This window comes from Thermoplasmata archaeon (genome assembly GCA_038729465.1).
In the GTDB taxonomy this organism is placed as follows: domain Archaea; phylum Thermoplasmatota; class Thermoplasmata; order Thermoplasmatales; family ARK-15; genus JAVRLB01.
On the sequence record JAVYRZ010000006.1, the window covers coordinates 34,115 to 52,744 of the forward strand.

The window sequence follows — 18,630 nt, forward strand, 5'->3', positions numbered from 1 at the left end:
TAAAACTAGGTAATTTACCTTTTTGCAATGTCTAATATTAAAAATCAAAATGATATAGTAATGATCCCAAAAGAGCTATTACCTATATGGAAGATGAGATTAAAAGATAAATTTGATTTAATTGTGTCTGATTCAATTTTAAAAATCTTAATTATAGCACATTACAGCAAAGGCAGCTGGAAATGGCATAGAGCATATGAAGAGATTGTAAAGCAGTATAAAGAAGAAGGATATAACGTGAAATCGGCTCAAGAAAAAGCGAATATATTGATCAAAGCATTTTCTGGACTATGAGAAAAAAAGATATTGAATTACTGTTGCAGAACCTAGACTTTTTAGAAGATTCAAACAATTTACTGGAGCAATATCGAACCCCTGCATCTATAGCGGCAGATCTATTGCACATTGCATATATGCAGGGAGATATATCGAATAAAGTTGTGGCAGATCTTGGTTGTGGTAATGGAATTTTTGCAATAGGTGCTGCAATTTTGGGAGCTAAGAAAGTGTATGCTTTAGATATAGATCCAAGGCAGTTAAAAATTGCGGAAAAAAATGCAAGAAATTTAAATTTAGGCATAGAGTATATAAATAAAGATGTTAAGGACTTTGATATAGAATCAGATACCATACTTGAAAATCCACCATTTGGATCGCAGACTAGAAACGCGAACATACCTTTTTTAGAAAAAATTAAGTATGGAAAAATATCTTATATTTTATACCATAAAAAGAGCATTGAATTTGTTTATGCAAAGATTAAAGAACTAGGTTATTTTATAGACTTCCAGAAAAGTTATAGTTTTGAACTTCCATATCAATTTAGCTTTCATAAAAAAGCAAAAAAATATATTGAGGTAATATTATTAAGGGTAAAAGGTGAATTTACTTGAAAAAAATTGTATTGCCAGGAGAAAAAATAGGTGCTGCAGAAGAGTATTTGCCAGGCTATGGTACAAAAGAAGAGAATGGTATGATATATGCTACCGTTGTGGGGGAAGTATTAACAGATTCGAAAAACATGATAATATCTGTAGTTCCAGCAAACCCGATAGGTGAGTTAAAAGTTGGAGATTTAGTGTATGGAGTGATAACAGACCTGATGAAAGATTTTGTTATTGTACAGGTGATAGTAAATGGAGATTTTGAATCTATAGCTGGTGGTGTACAAACAGGTACCGTTCACATATCTAAAATATCAAAAGTATATGTGGACAAAAGCGACGAAGAATTCAAAGTGGGGGATATAGTGAGAGCCAAAGTGATCAAGGTAAAGCCTTCTTTGCAGTTAGCGACAAATGAGGATGATTTAGGAGTGATAAAAGCATATTGTGGTCGCTGCAAAAAAGCTTTAATAAGAGAGAATGATTTACTTGTTTGTACAAGATGTAAAAGGAAAGAGAAGCGTAAGATAGCAAAAGATTATGGACTTGTAGAATTTAAATATAAAAATTGATGGGAGGATTAAAAATGAAAAATAAAAATAATAAAAATAGCTTAGACAAAGAGGTAAAAGATCTAAAAAAAGAAGTGCAAGAAATGAAAACTGCATTAAGAGACCTTATTCAGTTTGTGTTTAAAGATGATGATGAAGAGGATGAATTCGGACCTTTTTCTAATAATTAGAACGTGAAAAAATAAAGTAGGTGAAAAATAGTATGGCTATGCCTTTGAAAGTGATGGAAGAGTTTTTGAATAAAAGAGTATCGATGCTATTGAAAGATAATAGAATATTAGAAGGTAAACTTGTAGGTTATGACGAATATATGAACATGATCCTAGAAGATACTGAAGAAACTGCCGCCGAAACTGTGAGAAAGTTAGGAGTTGTAGTTGTAAGAGGTAACAATGTAGTGAGAATTTCAGCAAAATAGTTGGTGAACATGGTAAAATGCATTAAATGTGGTGGGGAAATAGATAAAGATACACATACATGCAAGAGCTGTGGTTATGTTTATTCTTCCGAAGAAATGGAAAAACTACTAATGAGCGATAACGTAAAGCAATGGTTATCTGATAATGTAAGCGCAGATCAAGTGGAAGAAAAAGACGTTTTGCAGAAATGGTTATTAGGAGATGATCAATCTCTTGAGAAGCTAATTTCGGAGATTGACAGTGGTTTGAGAGAGCTTACTGAGGAAGAGATCAAATCTATAGATACGAATATCTCTTCCAGATTAAAAGAGCTAGCTTTTAAACAGAAAGAATTTGAAGAAAGAGAGCATAAGATCATTGAGCTGGAGAAACAGTTACAGAACCTTTTAGATAAATTTAAAAAAGAAAATGCTAGCATCAATGACATATATAATGAAAATATAGCCCTTTTAAAAGAAAACAATGAGCTAAAATATTTACTTTCAAAACAAAATAAAAAGATCTATGATTATGATAGTTTTATGAGCGAAATTGGAAAACTGCTGGATGTTGATCCCTCTAAAGTCGGCGGTGTTTACATATTCAAAAAGAGGATAAAGGATATAATTTATCAAAAAGAGAGTTTGGTATATACACTAAACAGCAAAGAAAATGAGCTGGAATTGATAAAAGGGCAGTTAGAAAATGCTTTAAATACATTGCCGAAGGACTTAAAAGCTTTAGAAAAGAAAGAGCTGGAGTTAAATCAGCTAAAAATATCTTTAGATAATTTAAAAAATGAGTTAACTCTTCGAGAACAGCAGTTAAAGCAAGAAAGTTTTTTAATGAAAGAAAATGAAGAAATTGGGAATATTGAAGATTTAAAAGCAGAGTTAGAAAAAAAGAATGCAGAAATAGACAGATACAGATCAGAGCTTAAATTCAGGGATGAGCTTTTGTCTTCTTCTTCAAAGAAGATTGATATTACATATCTTTCAGAAAAGATGGGTGAGGAGATACAAAAATATAGGTTAGAGATTGAAGATTTAAAAACTGCGCTAGCTTTAAAAGAAAAAGAATCTGAAAAGCTTTCTGAGAGGCTAAAATATAAAGATGAAGAAATTAGCAGAAGAGAGACGGATCTAAATTATAGGGAGAAAAAGTTGCAGGAACAGTTAAAACAGTATGAGATGGATAAGATAGAAATCTCTAATTTTAGAGAACTGCAAAAGCAACACAATCTGGAAAACCTAAATGAAGCAATAAAATTAAAAGAAGAAGAGTTGAGGACTAAGACAAAATATTTAGAAGCAAAAGAGCGCGAGATAGAATTGAAAGAGAAAGGGTTGATACAAAAGGAGATTGATAATTCTAAAGAAGAAGTGGCATTGGAAATAAAGCAAGAAAAAGTAAAGACTGGGACTCGAAGACTTGATGATCTTTTATTTGGTGGTTTTCCGATTGGGTCAAACGTCATAGTTTACGGTCCTGCTTATTCTGGTAAAGAAGTATTGATTTATTCATTCATAGCGGAAGGATTGAAGAAAGGAGTTATCTCCATCATTTTGCTATTAGACAAAACTTTAGAAGAAGTTATGCAAGACATGAAATTTGTGTTACCGGAAATTGAAGAATACAGGACTAAAGGATTATTATATATCATCGATGCGTATTCTAGAAGCATTGGAGATAAAACAGTAGTGGAAGGGGTTGAATATATAAGTTCGCAGACAGACGTAAATTCAATTATGAACAGCATCGATGAGATCGTACAAAAAAATAAAAGTTCTGAAAAATATTACAGGCTAGCAGTTTTAAGTTTGTCAACTCTGCTTACATTTATGGATAACCAGCAATTATTGAAGTTTTTACAGCCATTTACTACTAAGAGAAAAAGGGATAAAGGAGTGTCTATGTACATGATGGAGAAGGGAATACACAGCGAAAATGAGGTACAGATGATATCGTATCTTATGGATGGAATAATTGAATTTAAAACTGAAGGCTCTAAAACATTATTGATGGTAAAAGGCGTTTCTGAAGTTCAGAGCAGATCCTGGATAGAAGTTACACCTTCTAAGACTGGATTAATAATGGGCTCTTTTACTCTCGGGCACATAAAGTGAGTAAATGTATTTTCTAATCAGCATAAGACACAGTTACTTGAAATCTCAGGTATTGACAAAAATTTTAAATTTTTGTGTATCAAAAGAAATAGAGTTACTGTATGAACAGTATAACGGAAAGATATTGCTTAATACTGTTGATATAAAATATTTTTTAGATACACTGGAAGAGTTGTCTACAGTTCAGGAAGTATATAAGATAAATGGTTTCACAGATCTGAAAGCTATTTTCATGGACAAAAAATACAATACTTTCGCAGTACGCACAAATACAGATAACTCTGCGAAGTACAACCAGCAAGTAGGAACCATAATTTCAGAATCGTTTCCAGATCTAAAAGTGGATTTAAAGAATCCGGATATTACTGTGCATTTAGAATATTTAGGAAAGGCATGGTACTATTTTGTAAAAGTTATCTAAAATATTATCATATCATTGCTTTAAAAATTAATTCTATATTTTATGATAAAATCAAGAAAGTTTTAAATAGTAAGGTTGATATAAAATTAGATGGTGAAAAGATGAGAATTTTGTTTGTATCTCCTCCTACAAGTTCTGTAGTAAAAGAGATATTGAATACTACGACACCTCCTTTAGGCCTTGCGTATTTAGCTTCAGTTGCACGTCAGAAAGGAAATGAAGTAAGGATTATAGACTCTTTAGTGATGAATATGAGTTTTGATAATCTAGAAAAAGAGATCAAAAACTATAATCCTGATATCGTTGCGATTACCTCTACAACTTCGATGATATATGATGCTTATAAAGTTTCAGAGATATCTAAGAACATTAATAATAAAATTAAAGTTGTGCTAGGTGGTCCGCATGTCACCTTTACACCTGATATCACATTTAGTGAAAATCCAAATGTTGATTTTATAGTTCGTGGCGAGGGAGAAACTGTATTTTCAAATCTATTAGATTTTCTGGATGGAAATTATAATATAAGAGATATCAGAGGTTTAAGCTATAAGAAAGATGATAAAGTTATAAACAATCCTCCAGAATTATTGATAAAAGATATAGATACAATACCATTTCCTGCATTAGATCTATTGCCTATGGATAGATATATGATGGACAATAGACCTTTTGGAACAATAATGACTTCTAGAGGCTGTCCTTACAACTGCTCATTTTGCTCATCGTCATTGCAATTTGGAAAACAGTGGAGAGGTCATTCAAGTGAAAGGGTAATAGAAGAATTAAAAATATTATCGGAAAAATATCGGAAAAAAGAGATAGAATTTCTGGATGATACGTTCACGTTGAACATGAAAAGAGCATTGGAACTCACTGAAAAGATGAGAAAAGAGAAGCTGGACATTACCTGGTCGGCGTCTTCAAGGGTTAATTTATTTACTGATGAATTAGCAAGATCCATGAAAAATGCCGGGCTACACACAATATATTTTGGAATAGAATCTGGTAGCCAAAAAACGTTGGATTTTATAGGGAAAGGAATAAATTTAGATCTGGCTATCCAGGCAGTGAAAAAAGCTAACAATGCAGGGCTGCATTCTCTTGGTTCATTTATAATAGGATTCCCTGATGAAACAATTGAAGATGTAAAAAATACAATTAATTTTTCCAAAAAATTAAAAGTGACGGTAGCTCAGTTTACCATTGCCACTCCCTATCCAGGTACCAAACTTTGGGATTATGTGACGGAAAAGAAGTTGTTGCTGTCAAGAGACTGGAGAATGTTCACGACTTTAAGCCCGATAATCAAGCTGAAAAATTTTACATCTAAGCAAATACAAACATGGCTTACGAAAGCATATATCAACTTTTATTTCAGGCCCGTGTACTTAATAAAAGATATTGTAAAAGAAAACGGATTTGCATTTCGTAGAATATTACATTTCCCAATACATTCAATCAAGTCACTCACTTCTAAAAGTTGATTTTCATTGTTTTTACGAAATAAAAAGAAAAGTTTTATTTATAATGTGTTTGGAAAAGCTGTAAAAGTTCGATTCTTTAGCGAGAAGGTACAAGGGCTTCTAACAATAGAAAAGTTCATATAAATTAAGGTAATAAGAGATTTGCTCAGAGAACTAGTCAGCAAGCAGGAAAGAGAAATTCTGAAATCACACGTATGGAGAGTGCAATGCCAGTATTATCTACTACTCTTTGAGCCAGAAACACGATCCTTTGGTGTGAAGATATCTACTATTTAGTTAAGGGTAGAGAAGCCGTGGTAGCTCAGTAGGGAGAGCGCAAGACTGAAGATCTTGAGGCCGCTGGTTCAATCCCGGCCCACGGCACTTTTATATAAATTCAAAGGCATAACTATTTTTAATATCCATATACTAAAATCTATTATATTTTGATAGATAGGCATTGTATATCTTTTAAAGAGAAGTTATGGATTTTGGAGAAACCGCTTACTCTGAAGATCTTTTATATTTAAAAACAGCCCAAAGATTTAGAGAAGATTGCATCAATTCAGAGTTTAACGAAGCCTGGCAATGTCATAAAACAAACTATATAAAATTTAAATAATAAGAGGTATTAAAGAAAATTGAGAATGTTAGATATTGTTTTGTGCATAGATCGTGACGATGATATAGGTAGAAAAACCGGCCTTCATGGGCCATTTATTGGCCGTGATATTAATCTGAAAGTTGCTAATGCGCTGGGATTGGCAGATCCTGAAGACTCTGATACGAATGCAATATATGGGGCAATATCTACATATGATGCTTTGAAAAACGAAGGTAACGATGTAGAGGTTGTGACAATATGCGGGGATGTATCAGTGGGAATAAAATCTGACAATATCATATCTGCGCAGCTAGATTCTGTATTTTCACAGCTTAAACCATCTGGAGTTATTTTGGTTAGCGACGGCGTTGAAGACGAATTTATTATGCCACTTATAACATCAAGAGTTACAGTAAAACACTTGAAAAGAATAATTGTAAGGCAGAGCAAGAACCTGGAATCTTCTTATTATATTCTCGTTAAAGCGCTACAGGATGAAAAAATATCAAGAAAAATAATGATACCTCTAGCATTGATACTTCTTGGATTCAGTGCCGCAATAATATTTATACTTACCTATGCTATAATATATCCAACTGCGAGATTGCCAGATCCAGCTACTTTTGCACTGTCCGTTATTACATTGGTGTTAGGAGCTTATCTACTGGCAAAAGGGTTTAAGTTAGGAACAGGCATTAGAAATGGGATACATAAAATCAGGCAAAATTTTGTAGAAGCAAAGTTTTCATTTGTAGCTAATGTCATAGCTATATTATTAATAATTGAAGGAATTATATATTCATTTCAGCAGACTGCGGTAACAACACAGTTTATTTACAAAGCTTTGATATTTTTGAAGATTTTCGTGCTGTGGAGCTTTGCAGCCGTATTGGTCAGAGAAGGCGGGGCAACTTTTGATACATGGTTTCATGATCATAAAGTACCAACTGGATTCTGGGTCGCTACGATAACTGCGGTTGGAGTTACGTTAGCAATCTACGGTTCGCTCTATTTCTTTACAGTACAGTTGGGATTTGCATCTGTACAGAACAGTCTCCCGGCAATAATAATCATAGTTATAGGAATAGTACTGGTACTATTTGCAGGTTTAATGCATCGAATGTTCAGGTACTATCATTCTCTCAAAGGTGAAGAGGCAGAAATTAATGAACTACACTGACTGGAAAAATTATTATTATTTAATACTGAAAGAGTTTAGGTTTGATGCTCAAAATGATATTAATTCTTCAAAAACATTGAGTGGCATATTAAAAAGTAATTATTTAAAATATGATGACTTGGAGGCCATACTTAAAAATAGGGATGTTTTGGTAATTGGTGCATCAAAGACAATGAACATATCTACATCTTTTATAAATAATAAAGTGTTGATATGTGCTGATTCAGCGATCTCTAACCTACTTGATAGAAACATTATTCCAGACATCGTGGTTACAGATCTCGATGGCCCAATAAATGATCTAATATATGCTAGTAAAAATGGAGCTATTATGGGGGTTCATGCGCACGGAGATAACATAGGCAGACTGGAATTAGTTAGGCATTTTAATATATTATACGGAACTACTCAGGCCGAGCCACTGTCTAATATATACAACTTTGGCGGCTTTACTGATGGGGATAGAAGCGTGTTTCTCGCTCATGAATTTAAAAGTAAAAAGATATGGCTTACCGGTTTTGATTTTGACAATGTTTCATTTAAAGAGAATTTAAACTTAAATCAAAAAAAGAAAAAGTTAAGGTTTGCACAGTTTCTTATAATGGAACTGAAATATAAATATAAAGCAAACATTTCTTTTTACTGAGAAATCATATTATGGAGCGTTCCTATCTTTTCAATAGACAGATCTAATATATCTCCGTTCTTTAGATATACTGGTGGTTTTCTAGTAAATCCTACGCCCTCAGGTGTACCTGTAAAAATCACATCTCCAGGCTCTAAAGTCAGAACATTGCTTATAAAGTGTATTATATCAGAGATCTTAAAGATCATATTTTTGGTGTTAGAACTCTGCATAATTTTTCCATTCAGTTTTGTTTCCAAGTTCAAATTTTGAGGATCACCAATTTCAAATTTATCTACGATCCAAGGGCCTATAGGCGCAAACGTATCAAAACTCTTGCCTATAAACCACTGATTGTTATACTTAAACTGATGGTCTCTAGCGCTTATATCATTAAATATTGTATAGCCTGCAATGTAGTTGTCCACTTCGTCTTTTTCAATGTATTTGCCTTTTTTACCTATTATCGCAGCCAGTTCTATTTCATAGTCAAGCATCGTTACGATCTTTGGGGCTATTACAGGATTGCCATGGCCGATCACTGCAGTACTTGCTTTCTGAAAAATGATGGGTGCTTCCGGTGGCTTTTCACCCTGCTCTTTAGCATGGCTCTGATAGTTTATACCAACTCCCAGCAGTTTCGATACTTTTAGTGGTGGATCTAGTATCTCCGGTATTGCTTCATATAGATCTCTGCTGTTTTTAACCAACGCTTCAAGATCTTTTACATATTCTTCATCAAGTAGTTTGTTAATGCTCACATTTTTTGGCAATGGTACAAAATTGTTTTTAGTAACTGCATATTGTTTTTTCTTAAAATATGCTAATTTCATAAGATTGATTAATACAATTATCTATTTGAACTTATAGACATTGCCAAAGTCTATATTGATCTATAAATTTAATTTAGAACCTTATTTGCAAATCCTTCCGATCAGTTTTCCGGCAATAACAGCAACATAAAAAATATCCCTTTTTTTAGATACAGATCAACATAGGTAGTTATAAATGCTGGATATAAAACACATATAATAAAACTATAGAAATAAAACATGATAAATGCCATAAGATTAGTAGAGAAAGAACGCTATGCTGGAAATAAACAGTTAGATCTCATATATATAATTATAGATAAAAAATCTCAGAAAATGGCCGATTTCTGAGATATTAAAATATAGAAAATACATACTTTAAAAGAATATTTATTACAAATGCTTTGTAATATGGAATGAATCTAATGTTAAACAATAATTGATTTAAAGGTTTATTTCTGCTATCAAAAGCACAATAAAGCTTATATATTAAAATTGAATTGTAAAAATATGGCAATTTTAGATGAACAAAAAACAAATATTTGGAATATAGACCCTGCGCACACAAACATTGAGTTTTCTGTAAAACATATGATGATCTCTTCAGTAAGGGGGAGATTTGAATCATTTCAAGGCAAGCTTTTTGGAAACGTAGACGAAATAGAGAATGGAAATATTGAGATTTTTATAGATTCAGCCTCAATCTCAACGAAAGAAAAAGATAGAGATAACCATCTTAGATCTCCAGATTTTTTCTATACCGAAAAATATCCAAAAATCAAGTTTATTAGCAGTAAAATAAAAAAGATTGATAATGATACCTATGATGTTACTGGTGATCTGACAATCAGAGAAATTACAAAACCAGTAACTGTAAGAGCAAAAATAGAAGGAAAAATTACGGATCCATATGGAAATGAAAGAATCGGAGTTAGTGTAAGTGGCTCTATAAATCGTACAGAATGGAACCTTAAATGGAATTCTATCGTTGAGGCTGGCGGATTAATGGTTGGAGAGATCGTAAAAATCAATGTAGAGCTTGAAGCTATAAAAACTAAAAAATAACAATTTTTATGTAAATAGTTACTATGAAATGTTATCTATCGACTGCGCTTCTGGTACTAATAAAATAGGGAATCCAAGTTTTCTTTCCAGTTCTTTATATTGAATTTCATCTATCATTAAACGCCCATATTTTTTGCAAAGATCAAGGTTTATCTGCATTACTTTGATCTTTGCTTTGTTCAATTTTATAGAATTCTGCTCTGCAATAATACCATATGATTCCAAAACATCTTTCATGCTTTTCACAGTTAATTCTGGAAAAAATGTAGACAGGTATTTAGATATCCTTGTCACGCTTGTGTCTTTTATATCATATAATTTATTTGCAATTAAAAATAAGTCTGAGCATATCGATAGAACATCATTTTTAATTTTGAAATCTTTGAGTTTTTCAAACAGACTGGTATTTAATTCAAATATATATGCATCTTCATTTTTATTATTTAAGCCTAAGTTTTCTGAAAAGTTATTTATAGCATACACTGGTGTATAATCTCTGTATTTTTCAATATCATTTATATTATCGTGAACGATCACCAGCGGCTGTTTGCTTATACCCTCACTTTTGAGGTCATTTGGATTGCAAATTAAGCTTTGATTCTCTGAAAATGGCAGAGAACAGATAAAACCCTGCTGTGTAAAATATCTGTAAATTTTTAGATTCACATCTCTGTCTCCATGAATCATGCTCATAAACTTTTTTAAGCCAGATTCAGTAAACGTGTAAAATAAGCGGTTGTCCTTATTTATAAGCTTGTTCTTTAAACAGTCTTCGACAAGATCATAAAAGTCTTTTTGGTCAATATACTCTCCCTTAATTTTCTGTGCTCTAGTATTCGATACCCAATATAAACTATGGAAATCTGTATTCTTATTCAAAACTTCCAAATCTAAAAAACTCTGAAATAGCTCAAAATATTCAGCCTCTAAATTTAAAAATATGGAAGGTAAAGAATCATCTTCAGTGACAAAGACAGAGTTGTAATCTATAATTTTTTTAAAATTCAGGTTATTGCCACCACCTAGTAAATCAATATTCACAAGATCATACTGTTCGTCAGTTTTGATATATGCGACAAGCTTAGTTAATTTAGTGAGATCCAGATCTTTGGAGATCATTCCGAATTTCTCAGAGTCTTCGGCACTTAATTTAAAAAGTGCCAGATTTTTAACATTTGATAGAATACTGCTGAGTAATGTATTACTTATTAAATTTGTGTTGGTAGTTGATAAAAATATACTAAGATTCTCTTTTCTACCAGTTACCAGAATGTCTGAAAATGAGAGATTTGAGTATTCGTGAAACTCATCAGCAAACAATATAATCTTATCTTTTTCTTTTCTAAACTGGGTATATATCCAAATTTTTGTTAAATAAGCAGATAACAAGAAAGAAGACGCACTAGCACCCACTTTACCGCGTTCTCCATTTATCAAGATTATCTTTTTTTTGTTAATACTATCTTCCAAAGAGAATTTAGGAGTTCTAGTACAGACCATACGCCTCAAAACGTTATCTGTTTTTACATAGTTCACTATCCTCCTAGTTGAGTTTAAATCTAATGGAGTATAGTTACTGTAATCTTCTATAAAATCCAGTGCGTGAATATTTTTGGTAAGTTTCTTAAATATTAATCTAGAATGTTCTCTATTTAGTATGTATGAAATATCTATAAATGTTGATCTGGGAATATCTGTTAATCCGATTATGGTATGCTTTAATATATCTTCAATCTTTGTGCCTATCAATCCGTTTTCAATGCCTGATTTTGCCTCTGTAACTGATTTCAATGTTAATATTATATCGTCAGTAAGCCTCGAAACAGCAATGTCTTTTTCTGAATTTGAATAAACATCCATCAGATTGATTCCGATCGGAGATTCAGTTGGAGCTATGTATACTATATTGCTGAGATATACAGGATCTATCTTTGAAATAATATCTTTAACACTGTTTCCCACAGGATCCAAAAATATTAGTGTTGCATCCTTATCCAGCGATTGAAGAAAGGTGTTAATTAAAAACGTACTTTTTCCATACCCAGTCTCTCCAAATACTGCAGTATGCTCTCCTTCATTCAAGCTCATATGGATTTTTGAATATTCAAAATTTTTAAACAAACTTTTGCCAACTATTATATCAAACTTGTTTTTAGACGCAACATATTGTTTGGAAATAGAAAAATAAGAATATGCAAGCCCTGCTTTTTCTAGCATAGAAGTAGGAAAAATAGTAAACTGGCCAAGTTCTCTGGGAATCATTATCTGCCTTTTAATGATTGACCGTTCAAATTTATGGTTTATAACATTGTTAAAATCTGCATTTTTTACAAGGAACCTGTTACCGCCCTTTTCAAAAGCGGTTTTTAAAGATTCTAAAATTGCTGATTCAAGCATATGATATTTCTCCGCTTCTACGGTTACGGTAATCTGAACCCTGTATGCTACGTCTGCACACTTTATTTTATATTCATACTGATCTATGAGCTTATTTTGCTCTTTGGTTACAAAATCCTTAACAGGTTCGTATTTTTTAGCTCTATTGCTCAGAAAAGGGAACTTAAAATATGTGCTCTGCAACAAAATCTGTATGCATACCTCACTATCACGATCTGATTTTAACAATAATCTTACAATATGCTCAAAAACTGAATCTTTACGTTCCATTACTAGAAACGGTTCAAACTCAGATCCTCCTATTTTTAGCTTTTTACATAAATAATGCTTTTCAGGTGAAAAATAAGGTGCTTCTGAATAGATAAACTGATAATTAAACGATGGATAAAGTATTGTTAATAAATTGAAAAAATGGTTAAATTCTGATGAATCTTCAAGCCATATATAAAAATTTAATTTGTTTTGTGAAAGATAGAGTTCAAAGCTGAATTTAGATAATACAACATTGTGAAGCGCAGTAAAAAAATGCTCTGCGTTTTTGAAAAAATCTTGAATATATTCTATATTATCTATTGGAATAATTAACCTGAAATATTTTCCCAACCTATCTGTTTTACGCATTTGCTATCCTCCCCCAGATATTTAGCTATTTTTTAATCTCTTCTATTATCTCCCTCAATAGTGCTTCTACTCCCTTTACCTCTTCGAGGATTGTTCCGGTAACTATTATATCTGCTCCAGAAATACAGATCTCTCTGGCAGTAACTGCATTTCTGATCCCACCTCCAACTATAAGAGGAATGGTTATATTCTCTTTTACTGATTTTATCATTTGTGGCGAAGCAGACATTGCTGCTCCAGAGCCAGCCTCGATATAAAATAGTTTCATGCCCAGATACTCTGCTGCAATTGCATATTTTACAGCAGTTTCAACATCCTCCCTCTTTATAAGCTCTGCCTCGCCAATCCTTCCAACAGTCATGCCAGGCTCGATCACAAGGTAGCCCATAGAGATAGGCTCTATCCCATAATCTTTTATTATTTTAGCACCAGCTACCTGTTGCCTGATTACATATTTCAAATTTTTAGAGTTTAGCATACTCATAAAATATATTGCGTCTGCGTATCTGGATATTGCTTTCACGCCATTTGGAAATAGAATGATCGGTGTGCTATAGCTCTTTTTTATCTTTAAGATCAAATTGTCAATAGTTTCAGATGTTATGTCTGTAGAACCGCCAATCATAATTGCGTCTGTGCCTGCGGCTATGCTTTTTTCTGCAAGCTCAAGACTTTTATCTATATTTTGTTTTGCGGGATCTATAAGGACCATGTGTAATTTTTCAGATCTCAGTTTATTTTTTATATACTCATAAACTTTCATAAAATGCCACCGATTACATATGATAGCAGGCCAATGATCATCGCATACTTTGCAAATGTTTGGCCAGCTCTTGGACTTCTAAACTGTATAATCGCCGCATATAAAAAAATTATGTCTGCAATAATCACAATAATCAAATAATATATTTTCAAGAGTCCTAATGTGTATGGGATGGGGCTTATGGATATAGCTACAATTAACAATCCTACAGCGATAATGTTTGAGTTCCTTATCCCTATTTTTTTAGGTAGCGTTTTTCTGTTTATGTCCCCCTTAACATCTTCCACATCTTTTATTATCTCTCGCCCAAGATTAGAAAAAAAGGCCATCAACGCAAAAAAAGTGATAATGTATACTTTATCAAACAGAACACCTGCAAAAATGAATAGAGACATTACCAATAGACTGATCACTACATTTCCAGATATTCCTGCATTTTTTAATCTATACTCATAAGAATACAATAAAAGTATTGCGATAACTGTAATAATAATTGCCAGGTAATTTGTAAAAATAGATATTATCAATGCGGCTATAAATACATATATTGCCAAGTTCCTGGCGGTAGATCTTTTGATAAGCCCTGAAGGAATAGGTCTTTTTGGATGGTTTATTTTATCCAGATCTGCGTCATAATAATCATTTATGATATTTCCTCCAGCAGTGACTAAAAACGTTATTGCAAATCCTATTATGATCAATTGAAAATGTATGTAAAATTCTAATCCATATAATATTATGGCCACAACTAAAATAGATACCCCTGACATCAAACAGTTAATAGGTCGAATGATCTTTAAATATGGATTCATCTTACGCTCTTAAAAACTTGTAAATATAATAATTTTGCTATCCTTTAAAATATTATTAATCTCTAAAAATATAAAAATGGATAAACATGTTACTTATTAGCATGTTCAAAATAGTACTTGATCTTGGATACACTTTCAACGATAGTAATCCACTTGAATGCCTCCATTAAATTACTGCCATGTGCAAATGTACCATGACCTTTTACAACAGCAGCCGGATATTCTTGCATAACCTCTCCTAACCGTTCAGCCAGCTCTACTGAACCCACCGCATCTTTTACTTCAATGACTGGAATCTTATCAAGGTAAAGTTTCCCTTCAATATCTACCGGTATTATCTCCTTCTCGATCAAAGATTCAACGATCGCAAATGTAGTATGCGCATGTATTACAGCCATGGAATCTGTATTTAAATATATGGCTCTGTGCCCTTTTGACTCTACTGATGCATATTTATATCCTGGGTCTTCTAGATTGTTCAGATCTACTTTTACAATGTCCTCTTCAGTAAGTGCCCCTAACATAGCACCCGTCTTTTTAATGTACATACTGCCATCAATTCTTACGCTTAGGTTTCCACTGTGACTTGAAGCAACTAGCCCTCGGTCTTCTAACATCTTTCCAATCTTTTTCATTTCTAAATAATAATTCATACACTACACCTCTTTAATGTTTAAAAACTCTGTATCCTGTAAAAACTAAAGATATTTTATTTTCATTTGCAGCCTCAATTATTTCGCTGTCTCTTATAGATCCTCCAGGCTGTATAATAGCACTGATCTTATAATGTGCTGCTTCATCTATATTGTCTCGAAATGGAAAATATGCATCTGAGGCTAACACTGCATTTTCTGCCTTAGTACCAGCTTTTTTTAATGCAATTTTCATGGCTTCAATCCTGCTAGTCTGACCGCCACATACTCCTATAACCTGCCCTTTCTTGGCTACTACTATGGCATTGCTCCTGACATATCTTACCACTTTCCATGCAAATTTTAAATCTTCAATCTCTTCATTAGTTGGTTTGCTTTCAGTTACGATCTTGAACGTATCTAAGATCTTTGTGTCTGCATCTTGATATAGATATCCTCCATTTACTTTTTTTAAGTCTTTGTCACGTAACGGAATGCTTTTTATTCTGATAATTCTTGTATTTTTCTTAGATTTCTTAAGCAACTCTAATGATTCAACACTGAACGACGGAGCTATGATTATTTCAGTGAATAGTTTTTTTAGTTCCAGCGCAGTTTCAAGGTCTAAGTTCCGGTTTAAGCATATTACAGAGCCATAAGCAGATTCTGGATCAGATTCGTAAGCTCTTACGTAAGCGTTTTTGATGGTATCTCCAATAGCTACGCCACAGGGGACAGTATGCTTTATTATGCTCACCGTTGGCTCTTTAAATTCAAAGGTTAGGTTTACTGCATTGTCCATATCTAATATATTGTTAAAAGATAGCTCTTTTCCATGCAGTTGCTCGAACCAAGGTTTTTCTGTTACATAATAAACTGCTTTTTGATGTGGATTCTCTCCGTACCTTAATTCTTGCTGTTTTTCAGCCCATATAAGCAGAGTGTCTGGAAAATCTGTGTTTTTGAAAAGCCTCCAGAAACGATTATATATTATAGAATCATATTTAGAAGTGTAAGCGAACGCTTTCAGCGCTAGCTCTTTTCTTAGATCTTCAGGAATGAGCTGATCGTTCTTTAATGTTTTAATAATCTTAGCATAGTCATCAATATCCACTACTGCCGTAACTCTTTCAAAATTCTTGGCAGCTGCCCTGATCAATGAAACACCACCTATATCTATGTTTTCAACAAGTTTATCATCATCTATAACCTGCCAGAATGGATAAAGATTGCAAACTATCATATCCAGCTTCTCTATGTTTAACTTTTTTAGTTCATCTATCTGATCTGTTTTCGCCAGGATACCTCCAAAAATAACAGGATTTAATGTTTTTACTCTTCCATCTAAGATCTCAGGATATTTTGTCCATTCTTCTATTTTTATAGCTTCTATGCCGGCCTCATTCAAAAACTTATGCGTGTTTGAAGTTGCAATAATGTTATGTCCCATCTTTCTTAAGGCTAAAGCAAAATCTGCTAAATTGGTTTTGTCATAGACTGATATTAATATATTCATAGAGAAAGTAATACATATCTTAAAAATAAAATTTTTTATATTTTTATAAGAACGAAGTAAATAAGATTTCTGTTAGCATGTTACACGATCTTTGACTCAAATCCGATAGTTGGATTTGCTATTTCGAATTTTTCAAGAATGTGTGGATGAAACTCTCCAAAGAATCCAATTTTTTCATTATTATGCAATATAGAAGCTGCTCGACCATCTATGAAAAAAGGTAAAGTTGTGGGTTCTATATTAATTTCTATTCCAATCTGGTTAAATAAAGACTCTACATACGATTTTATGTCCGTAAAACCAGCTTTAGAATAGACGGCAAGGCCTGCTACATGCGTTTCTTGGGATTGATTGTATATCACATCCCCAATTTCAAAAATTTTCTGTGGTAGTGGATTATGACGATTTTTGTTCAAAATATTAAATAATGACGGTATCAGCATGTTGCGTATTAAAGTTTGATCTTCAGTTACAGGGTTAAGTAACGAAATATCTTCCGTTGAACTAAATTCGTTGATAGATGGAATTAGAGTAAGAGTAGTGACTTCTATAAACTGAAATCCTGTCATTACGGATCTGTACCTGTTTTTTAAATCTTCAAGAGCAGAACTGAAACCAACAGTATATATTTCTGGAAGCGTCAAGACAAAGTTTTCAAATCCAAAGCCTTTTGCTATATCTTCTATTATATCATTTTCATGCATAATATCCATCCGGTAAGGAGGCGATTTTACCCGCAAAGAATTACTGTAAACGTGTGCCTCATACCCCATCTTTTTTAGTGATGATAATAGTACTTCGTCACTAAAGTCCATCCCGAGCAATCTTTTTATATGCTCTTTTTTAATTGTATAAGACTGATACTTAAGATCTGGTAAAATCAGATCTCCAAAAGGATAGTGTATTTTTACTTTGTATAATTCAGCCTTTCGATCTGCAAATGCAGTTGCCAGTATATTCAAAGTGAAAATCAATGTTTTTAGATCTGTTCCTGTACAATCGATCAATACATTTTTCGTATTTGATGTTATCTCTGTAAGTGACCCATTTATTATGGGTGGAAATGATAAAATATTATTGTTAGAATCTTTTATAACTGGATATTTTTCAAAGTTTTTTAAAATATCGCCATACTCTTTCCCTTTTGCATGCTCTCTTAATATCTCTTTTAAATTAAGTACCTTTTCCATACCTAAAGGTTTAAAGGTAGTTTTTATAGGATCTGCCGCAAAGTAGTAAAATGGAGCTTTCACTTTATCAAAATCATGTAATCCGATCGCAACCTTTTCCCTTTTTCTGCCAACTGTTAAATGCAGTTTTTCTTGAGTTTCCATCATATCCTTGATAACCTGATCATTGACTTTTAAGTTTTTAATCAATGCAGAAACAATGTATGGTCTAATTCCAATAAGATCAGAATCTACAAAAAAATCTATCTTTGAGCTCCTTGCTTTGTACTCTTTTAAGTTATCAGAAATGAGTATATTATTGATGGCTCGGGCCAGACCTTCTATGGGTATTAAATCCGGGCGATCAGGATAAAGTTCGATATCTATCGAATCCTCATCCTCTCTCTTTATTTCAATTCCTATTTTTTCTATTACTGGCTCAATATCTTTTATGGATTTAATATCTGTAAGTTCAAACAGCTCGGATTTCTGAAATTTTACGACTACCATCCTGAATAGTAATTGAATCATCATAAATATAACTTTTCATATTTTGACAGTAAAGAA

The 18,630-nt window shown here is 32.7% G+C and carries 18 protein-coding genes and 1 tRNA gene; 12 read left to right on the forward strand and 7 right to left on the reverse strand.

Annotated elements, in window-relative coordinates; genetic code table 11:
• Positions 1-27 precede the first annotated feature (27 nt).
• The 11 genes from QXQ25_03135 to QXQ25_03185 all read left to right on the forward strand — a co-directional run bounded on the left by QXQ25_03135 (position 28) and on the right by QXQ25_03185 (position 8,297).
• Positions 28-294 (forward strand): hypothetical protein, encoded by a 267-nt coding sequence (locus tag QXQ25_03135; protein ID MEM0160702.1) that lies wholly within the window; start codon positions 28-30, stop codon positions 292-294.
• Positions 291-893, forward strand: coding sequence for an METTL5 family protein (locus QXQ25_03140; GenBank protein MEM0160703.1), 603 nt, complete (start codon positions 291-293; stop codon positions 891-893). Before QXQ25_03135 ends, QXQ25_03140 begins: the two co-directional genes overlap by 4 nt.
• Entirely contained in the window at positions 890-1,456 is a 567-nt protein-coding gene (locus tag QXQ25_03145; GenBank protein MEM0160704.1) for an exosome complex RNA-binding protein Csl4, read from the forward strand. Before QXQ25_03140 ends, QXQ25_03145 begins: the two co-directional genes overlap by 4 nt.
• 14 nt (positions 1,457-1,470) lie before the next feature.
• Positions 1,471-1,626 (forward strand): hypothetical protein, encoded by a 156-nt coding sequence (locus tag QXQ25_03150; protein ID MEM0160705.1) that lies wholly within the window; start codon positions 1,471-1,473, stop codon positions 1,624-1,626.
• 32 nt (positions 1,627-1,658) lie between these two features.
• Positions 1,659-1,874 carry an LSM domain-containing protein gene (locus QXQ25_03155; protein ID MEM0160706.1) on the forward strand — a complete coding sequence of 72 codons (216 nt, stop codon included), beginning with the start codon at positions 1,659-1,661 and terminating at the stop codon, positions 1,872-1,874.
• A 9-nt stretch (positions 1,875-1,883) separates the two neighbouring features.
• A complete protein-coding gene (locus tag QXQ25_03160) occupies positions 1,884-3,980 on the forward strand; it encodes an ATPase domain-containing protein (GenBank protein MEM0160707.1) in 2,097 nt (698 codons plus the stop codon).
• A 4-nt stretch (positions 3,981-3,984) separates the two neighbouring features.
• A complete protein-coding gene (locus QXQ25_03165; GenBank protein ID MEM0160708.1) occupies positions 3,985-4,401 on the forward strand; it encodes a THUMP domain-containing protein in 417 nt (138 codons plus the stop codon).
• A gap of 101 nt (positions 4,402-4,502) precedes the next feature.
• Positions 4,503-5,888, forward strand: coding sequence for a radical SAM protein (locus QXQ25_03170; protein ID MEM0160709.1), 1,386 nt, complete (start codon positions 4,503-4,505; stop codon positions 5,886-5,888).
• Positions 5,889-6,178: 290 nt separating this feature from the next.
• Positions 6,179-6,251: transfer RNA gene (locus QXQ25_03175), tRNA-Phe, on the forward strand.
• Positions 6,252-6,514: 263 nt separating this feature from the next.
• Complete coding sequence (locus QXQ25_03180; GenBank protein MEM0160710.1) at positions 6,515-7,651, forward strand: DUF373 family protein; 1,137 nt, start codon at positions 6,515-6,517, stop codon at positions 7,649-7,651.
• Positions 7,638-8,297: a 6-hydroxymethylpterin diphosphokinase MptE-like protein gene (locus tag QXQ25_03185; protein ID MEM0160711.1), complete on the forward strand. Its 660-nt coding sequence runs from the start codon at positions 7,638-7,640 to the stop codon at positions 8,295-8,297. The genes QXQ25_03180 and QXQ25_03185 overlap by 14 nt, the downstream gene beginning before the upstream one ends.
• Here QXQ25_03185 and QXQ25_03190 read toward each other — a convergent pair.
• Positions 8,291-9,109, reverse strand: a complete 819-nt coding sequence (locus tag QXQ25_03190; GenBank protein ID MEM0160712.1) for a fumarylacetoacetate hydrolase family protein — start codon at positions 9,107-9,109, stop codon at positions 8,291-8,293. The two genes, QXQ25_03185 and QXQ25_03190, sit on opposite strands and share 7 nt — an antisense overlap.
• Positions 9,110-9,598: 489 nt before the next feature.
• Between QXQ25_03190 and QXQ25_03195 the strand changes: the two genes are divergently transcribed.
• Positions 9,599-10,153, forward strand: a complete 555-nt coding sequence (locus QXQ25_03195) for a YceI family protein (GenBank protein ID MEM0160713.1) — start codon at positions 9,599-9,601, stop codon at positions 10,151-10,153.
• A 21-nt stretch (positions 10,154-10,174) separates the two neighbouring features.
• Here QXQ25_03195 and QXQ25_03200 read toward each other — a convergent pair whose 3' ends face one another.
• From QXQ25_03200 to pheT, 6 genes are all read right to left on the reverse strand, one after another.
• Positions 10,175-13,171: a hypothetical protein gene (locus QXQ25_03200; GenBank protein ID MEM0160714.1), complete on the reverse strand. Its 2,997-nt coding sequence runs from the start codon at positions 13,169-13,171 to the stop codon at positions 10,175-10,177.
• A gap of 25 nt (positions 13,172-13,196) precedes the next feature.
• Positions 13,197-13,934 carry a geranylgeranylglyceryl/heptaprenylglyceryl phosphate synthase gene (locus tag QXQ25_03205; protein ID MEM0160715.1) on the reverse strand — a complete coding sequence of 246 codons (738 nt, stop codon included), beginning with the start codon at positions 13,932-13,934 and terminating at the stop codon, positions 13,197-13,199.
• On the reverse strand, positions 13,931-14,746 hold the full coding sequence (locus QXQ25_03210; protein MEM0160716.1) for a UbiA family prenyltransferase: 816 nt from the start codon (positions 14,744-14,746) through the stop codon (positions 13,931-13,933). The genes QXQ25_03205 and QXQ25_03210 overlap by 4 nt, the downstream gene beginning before the upstream one ends.
• An 89-nt stretch (positions 14,747-14,835) precedes the next feature.
• Positions 14,836-15,399 carry an aldolase gene (locus QXQ25_03215; protein MEM0160717.1) on the reverse strand — a complete coding sequence of 188 codons (564 nt, stop codon included), beginning with the start codon at positions 15,397-15,399 and terminating at the stop codon, positions 14,836-14,838.
• Between the two features lie 13 nt (positions 15,400-15,412).
• On the reverse strand, positions 15,413-16,894 hold the full coding sequence (gene purH / locus QXQ25_03220) for a bifunctional phosphoribosylaminoimidazolecarboxamide formyltransferase/IMP cyclohydrolase (protein MEM0160718.1): 1,482 nt from the start codon (positions 16,892-16,894) through the stop codon (positions 15,413-15,415).
• Positions 16,895-16,974: 80 nt separating this feature from the next.
• Positions 16,975-18,573, reverse strand: a complete 1,599-nt coding sequence (gene pheT, locus QXQ25_03225; protein ID MEM0160719.1) for a phenylalanine--tRNA ligase subunit beta — start codon at positions 18,571-18,573, stop codon at positions 16,975-16,977.
• Positions 18,574-18,630: the final 57 nt, after the last annotated feature.

Excerpts from the sequence above, each read along its gene's own strand:
- QXQ25_03135 (MEM0160702.1), top strand. The coding sequence starts at position 28 with ATGTCTAATATTAAAAATCAAAATGATATAGTAATGATCCCAAAAGAG.
- QXQ25_03140 (MEM0160703.1), top strand. The coding sequence starts at position 291 with ATGAGAAAAAAAGATATTGAATTACTGTTGCAGAACCTAGACTTTTTA.
- QXQ25_03150 (MEM0160705.1), top strand. The coding sequence starts at position 1,471 with ATGAAAAATAAAAATAATAAAAATAGCTTAGACAAAGAGGTAAAAGAT.
- QXQ25_03155 (MEM0160706.1), top strand. The coding sequence starts at position 1,659 with ATGGCTATGCCTTTGAAAGTGATGGAAGAGTTTTTGAATAAAAGAGTA.
- QXQ25_03160 (MEM0160707.1), top strand. The coding sequence starts at position 1,884 with ATGGTAAAATGCATTAAATGTGGTGGGGAAATAGATAAAGATACACAT.
- QXQ25_03165 (MEM0160708.1), top strand. The coding sequence starts at position 3,985 with ATGTATTTTCTAATCAGCATAAGACACAGTTACTTGAAATCTCAGGTA.
- QXQ25_03170 (MEM0160709.1), top strand. The coding sequence starts at position 4,503 with ATGAGAATTTTGTTTGTATCTCCTCCTACAAGTTCTGTAGTAAAAGAG.
- QXQ25_03180 (MEM0160710.1), top strand. The coding sequence starts at position 6,515 with ATGTTAGATATTGTTTTGTGCATAGATCGTGACGATGATATAGGTAGA.
- QXQ25_03185 (MEM0160711.1), top strand. The coding sequence starts at position 7,638 with ATGAACTACACTGACTGGAAAAATTATTATTATTTAATACTGAAAGAG.
- QXQ25_03190 (MEM0160712.1), bottom strand. The coding sequence starts at position 9,109 with ATGAAATTAGCATATTTTAAGAAAAAACAATATGCAGTTACTAAAAAC.
- QXQ25_03195 (MEM0160713.1), top strand. The coding sequence starts at position 9,599 with ATGGCAATTTTAGATGAACAAAAAACAAATATTTGGAATATAGACCCT.
- QXQ25_03200 (MEM0160714.1), bottom strand. The coding sequence starts at position 13,171 with ATGCGTAAAACAGATAGGTTGGGAAAATATTTCAGGTTAATTATTCCA.
- QXQ25_03205 (MEM0160715.1), bottom strand. The coding sequence starts at position 13,934 with ATGAAAGTTTATGAGTATATAAAAAATAAACTGAGATCTGAAAAATTA.
- QXQ25_03210 (MEM0160716.1), bottom strand. The coding sequence starts at position 14,746 with ATGAATCCATATTTAAAGATCATTCGACCTATTAACTGTTTGATGTCA.
- QXQ25_03215 (MEM0160717.1), bottom strand. The coding sequence starts at position 15,399 with ATGAATTATTATTTAGAAATGAAAAAGATTGGAAAGATGTTAGAAGAC.
- purH (MEM0160718.1), bottom strand. The coding sequence starts at position 16,894 with ATGAATATATTAATATCAGTCTATGACAAAACCAATTTAGCAGATTTT.
- pheT (MEM0160719.1), bottom strand. The coding sequence starts at position 18,573 with ATGGTAGTCGTAAAATTTCAGAAATCCGAGCTGTTTGAACTTACAGAT.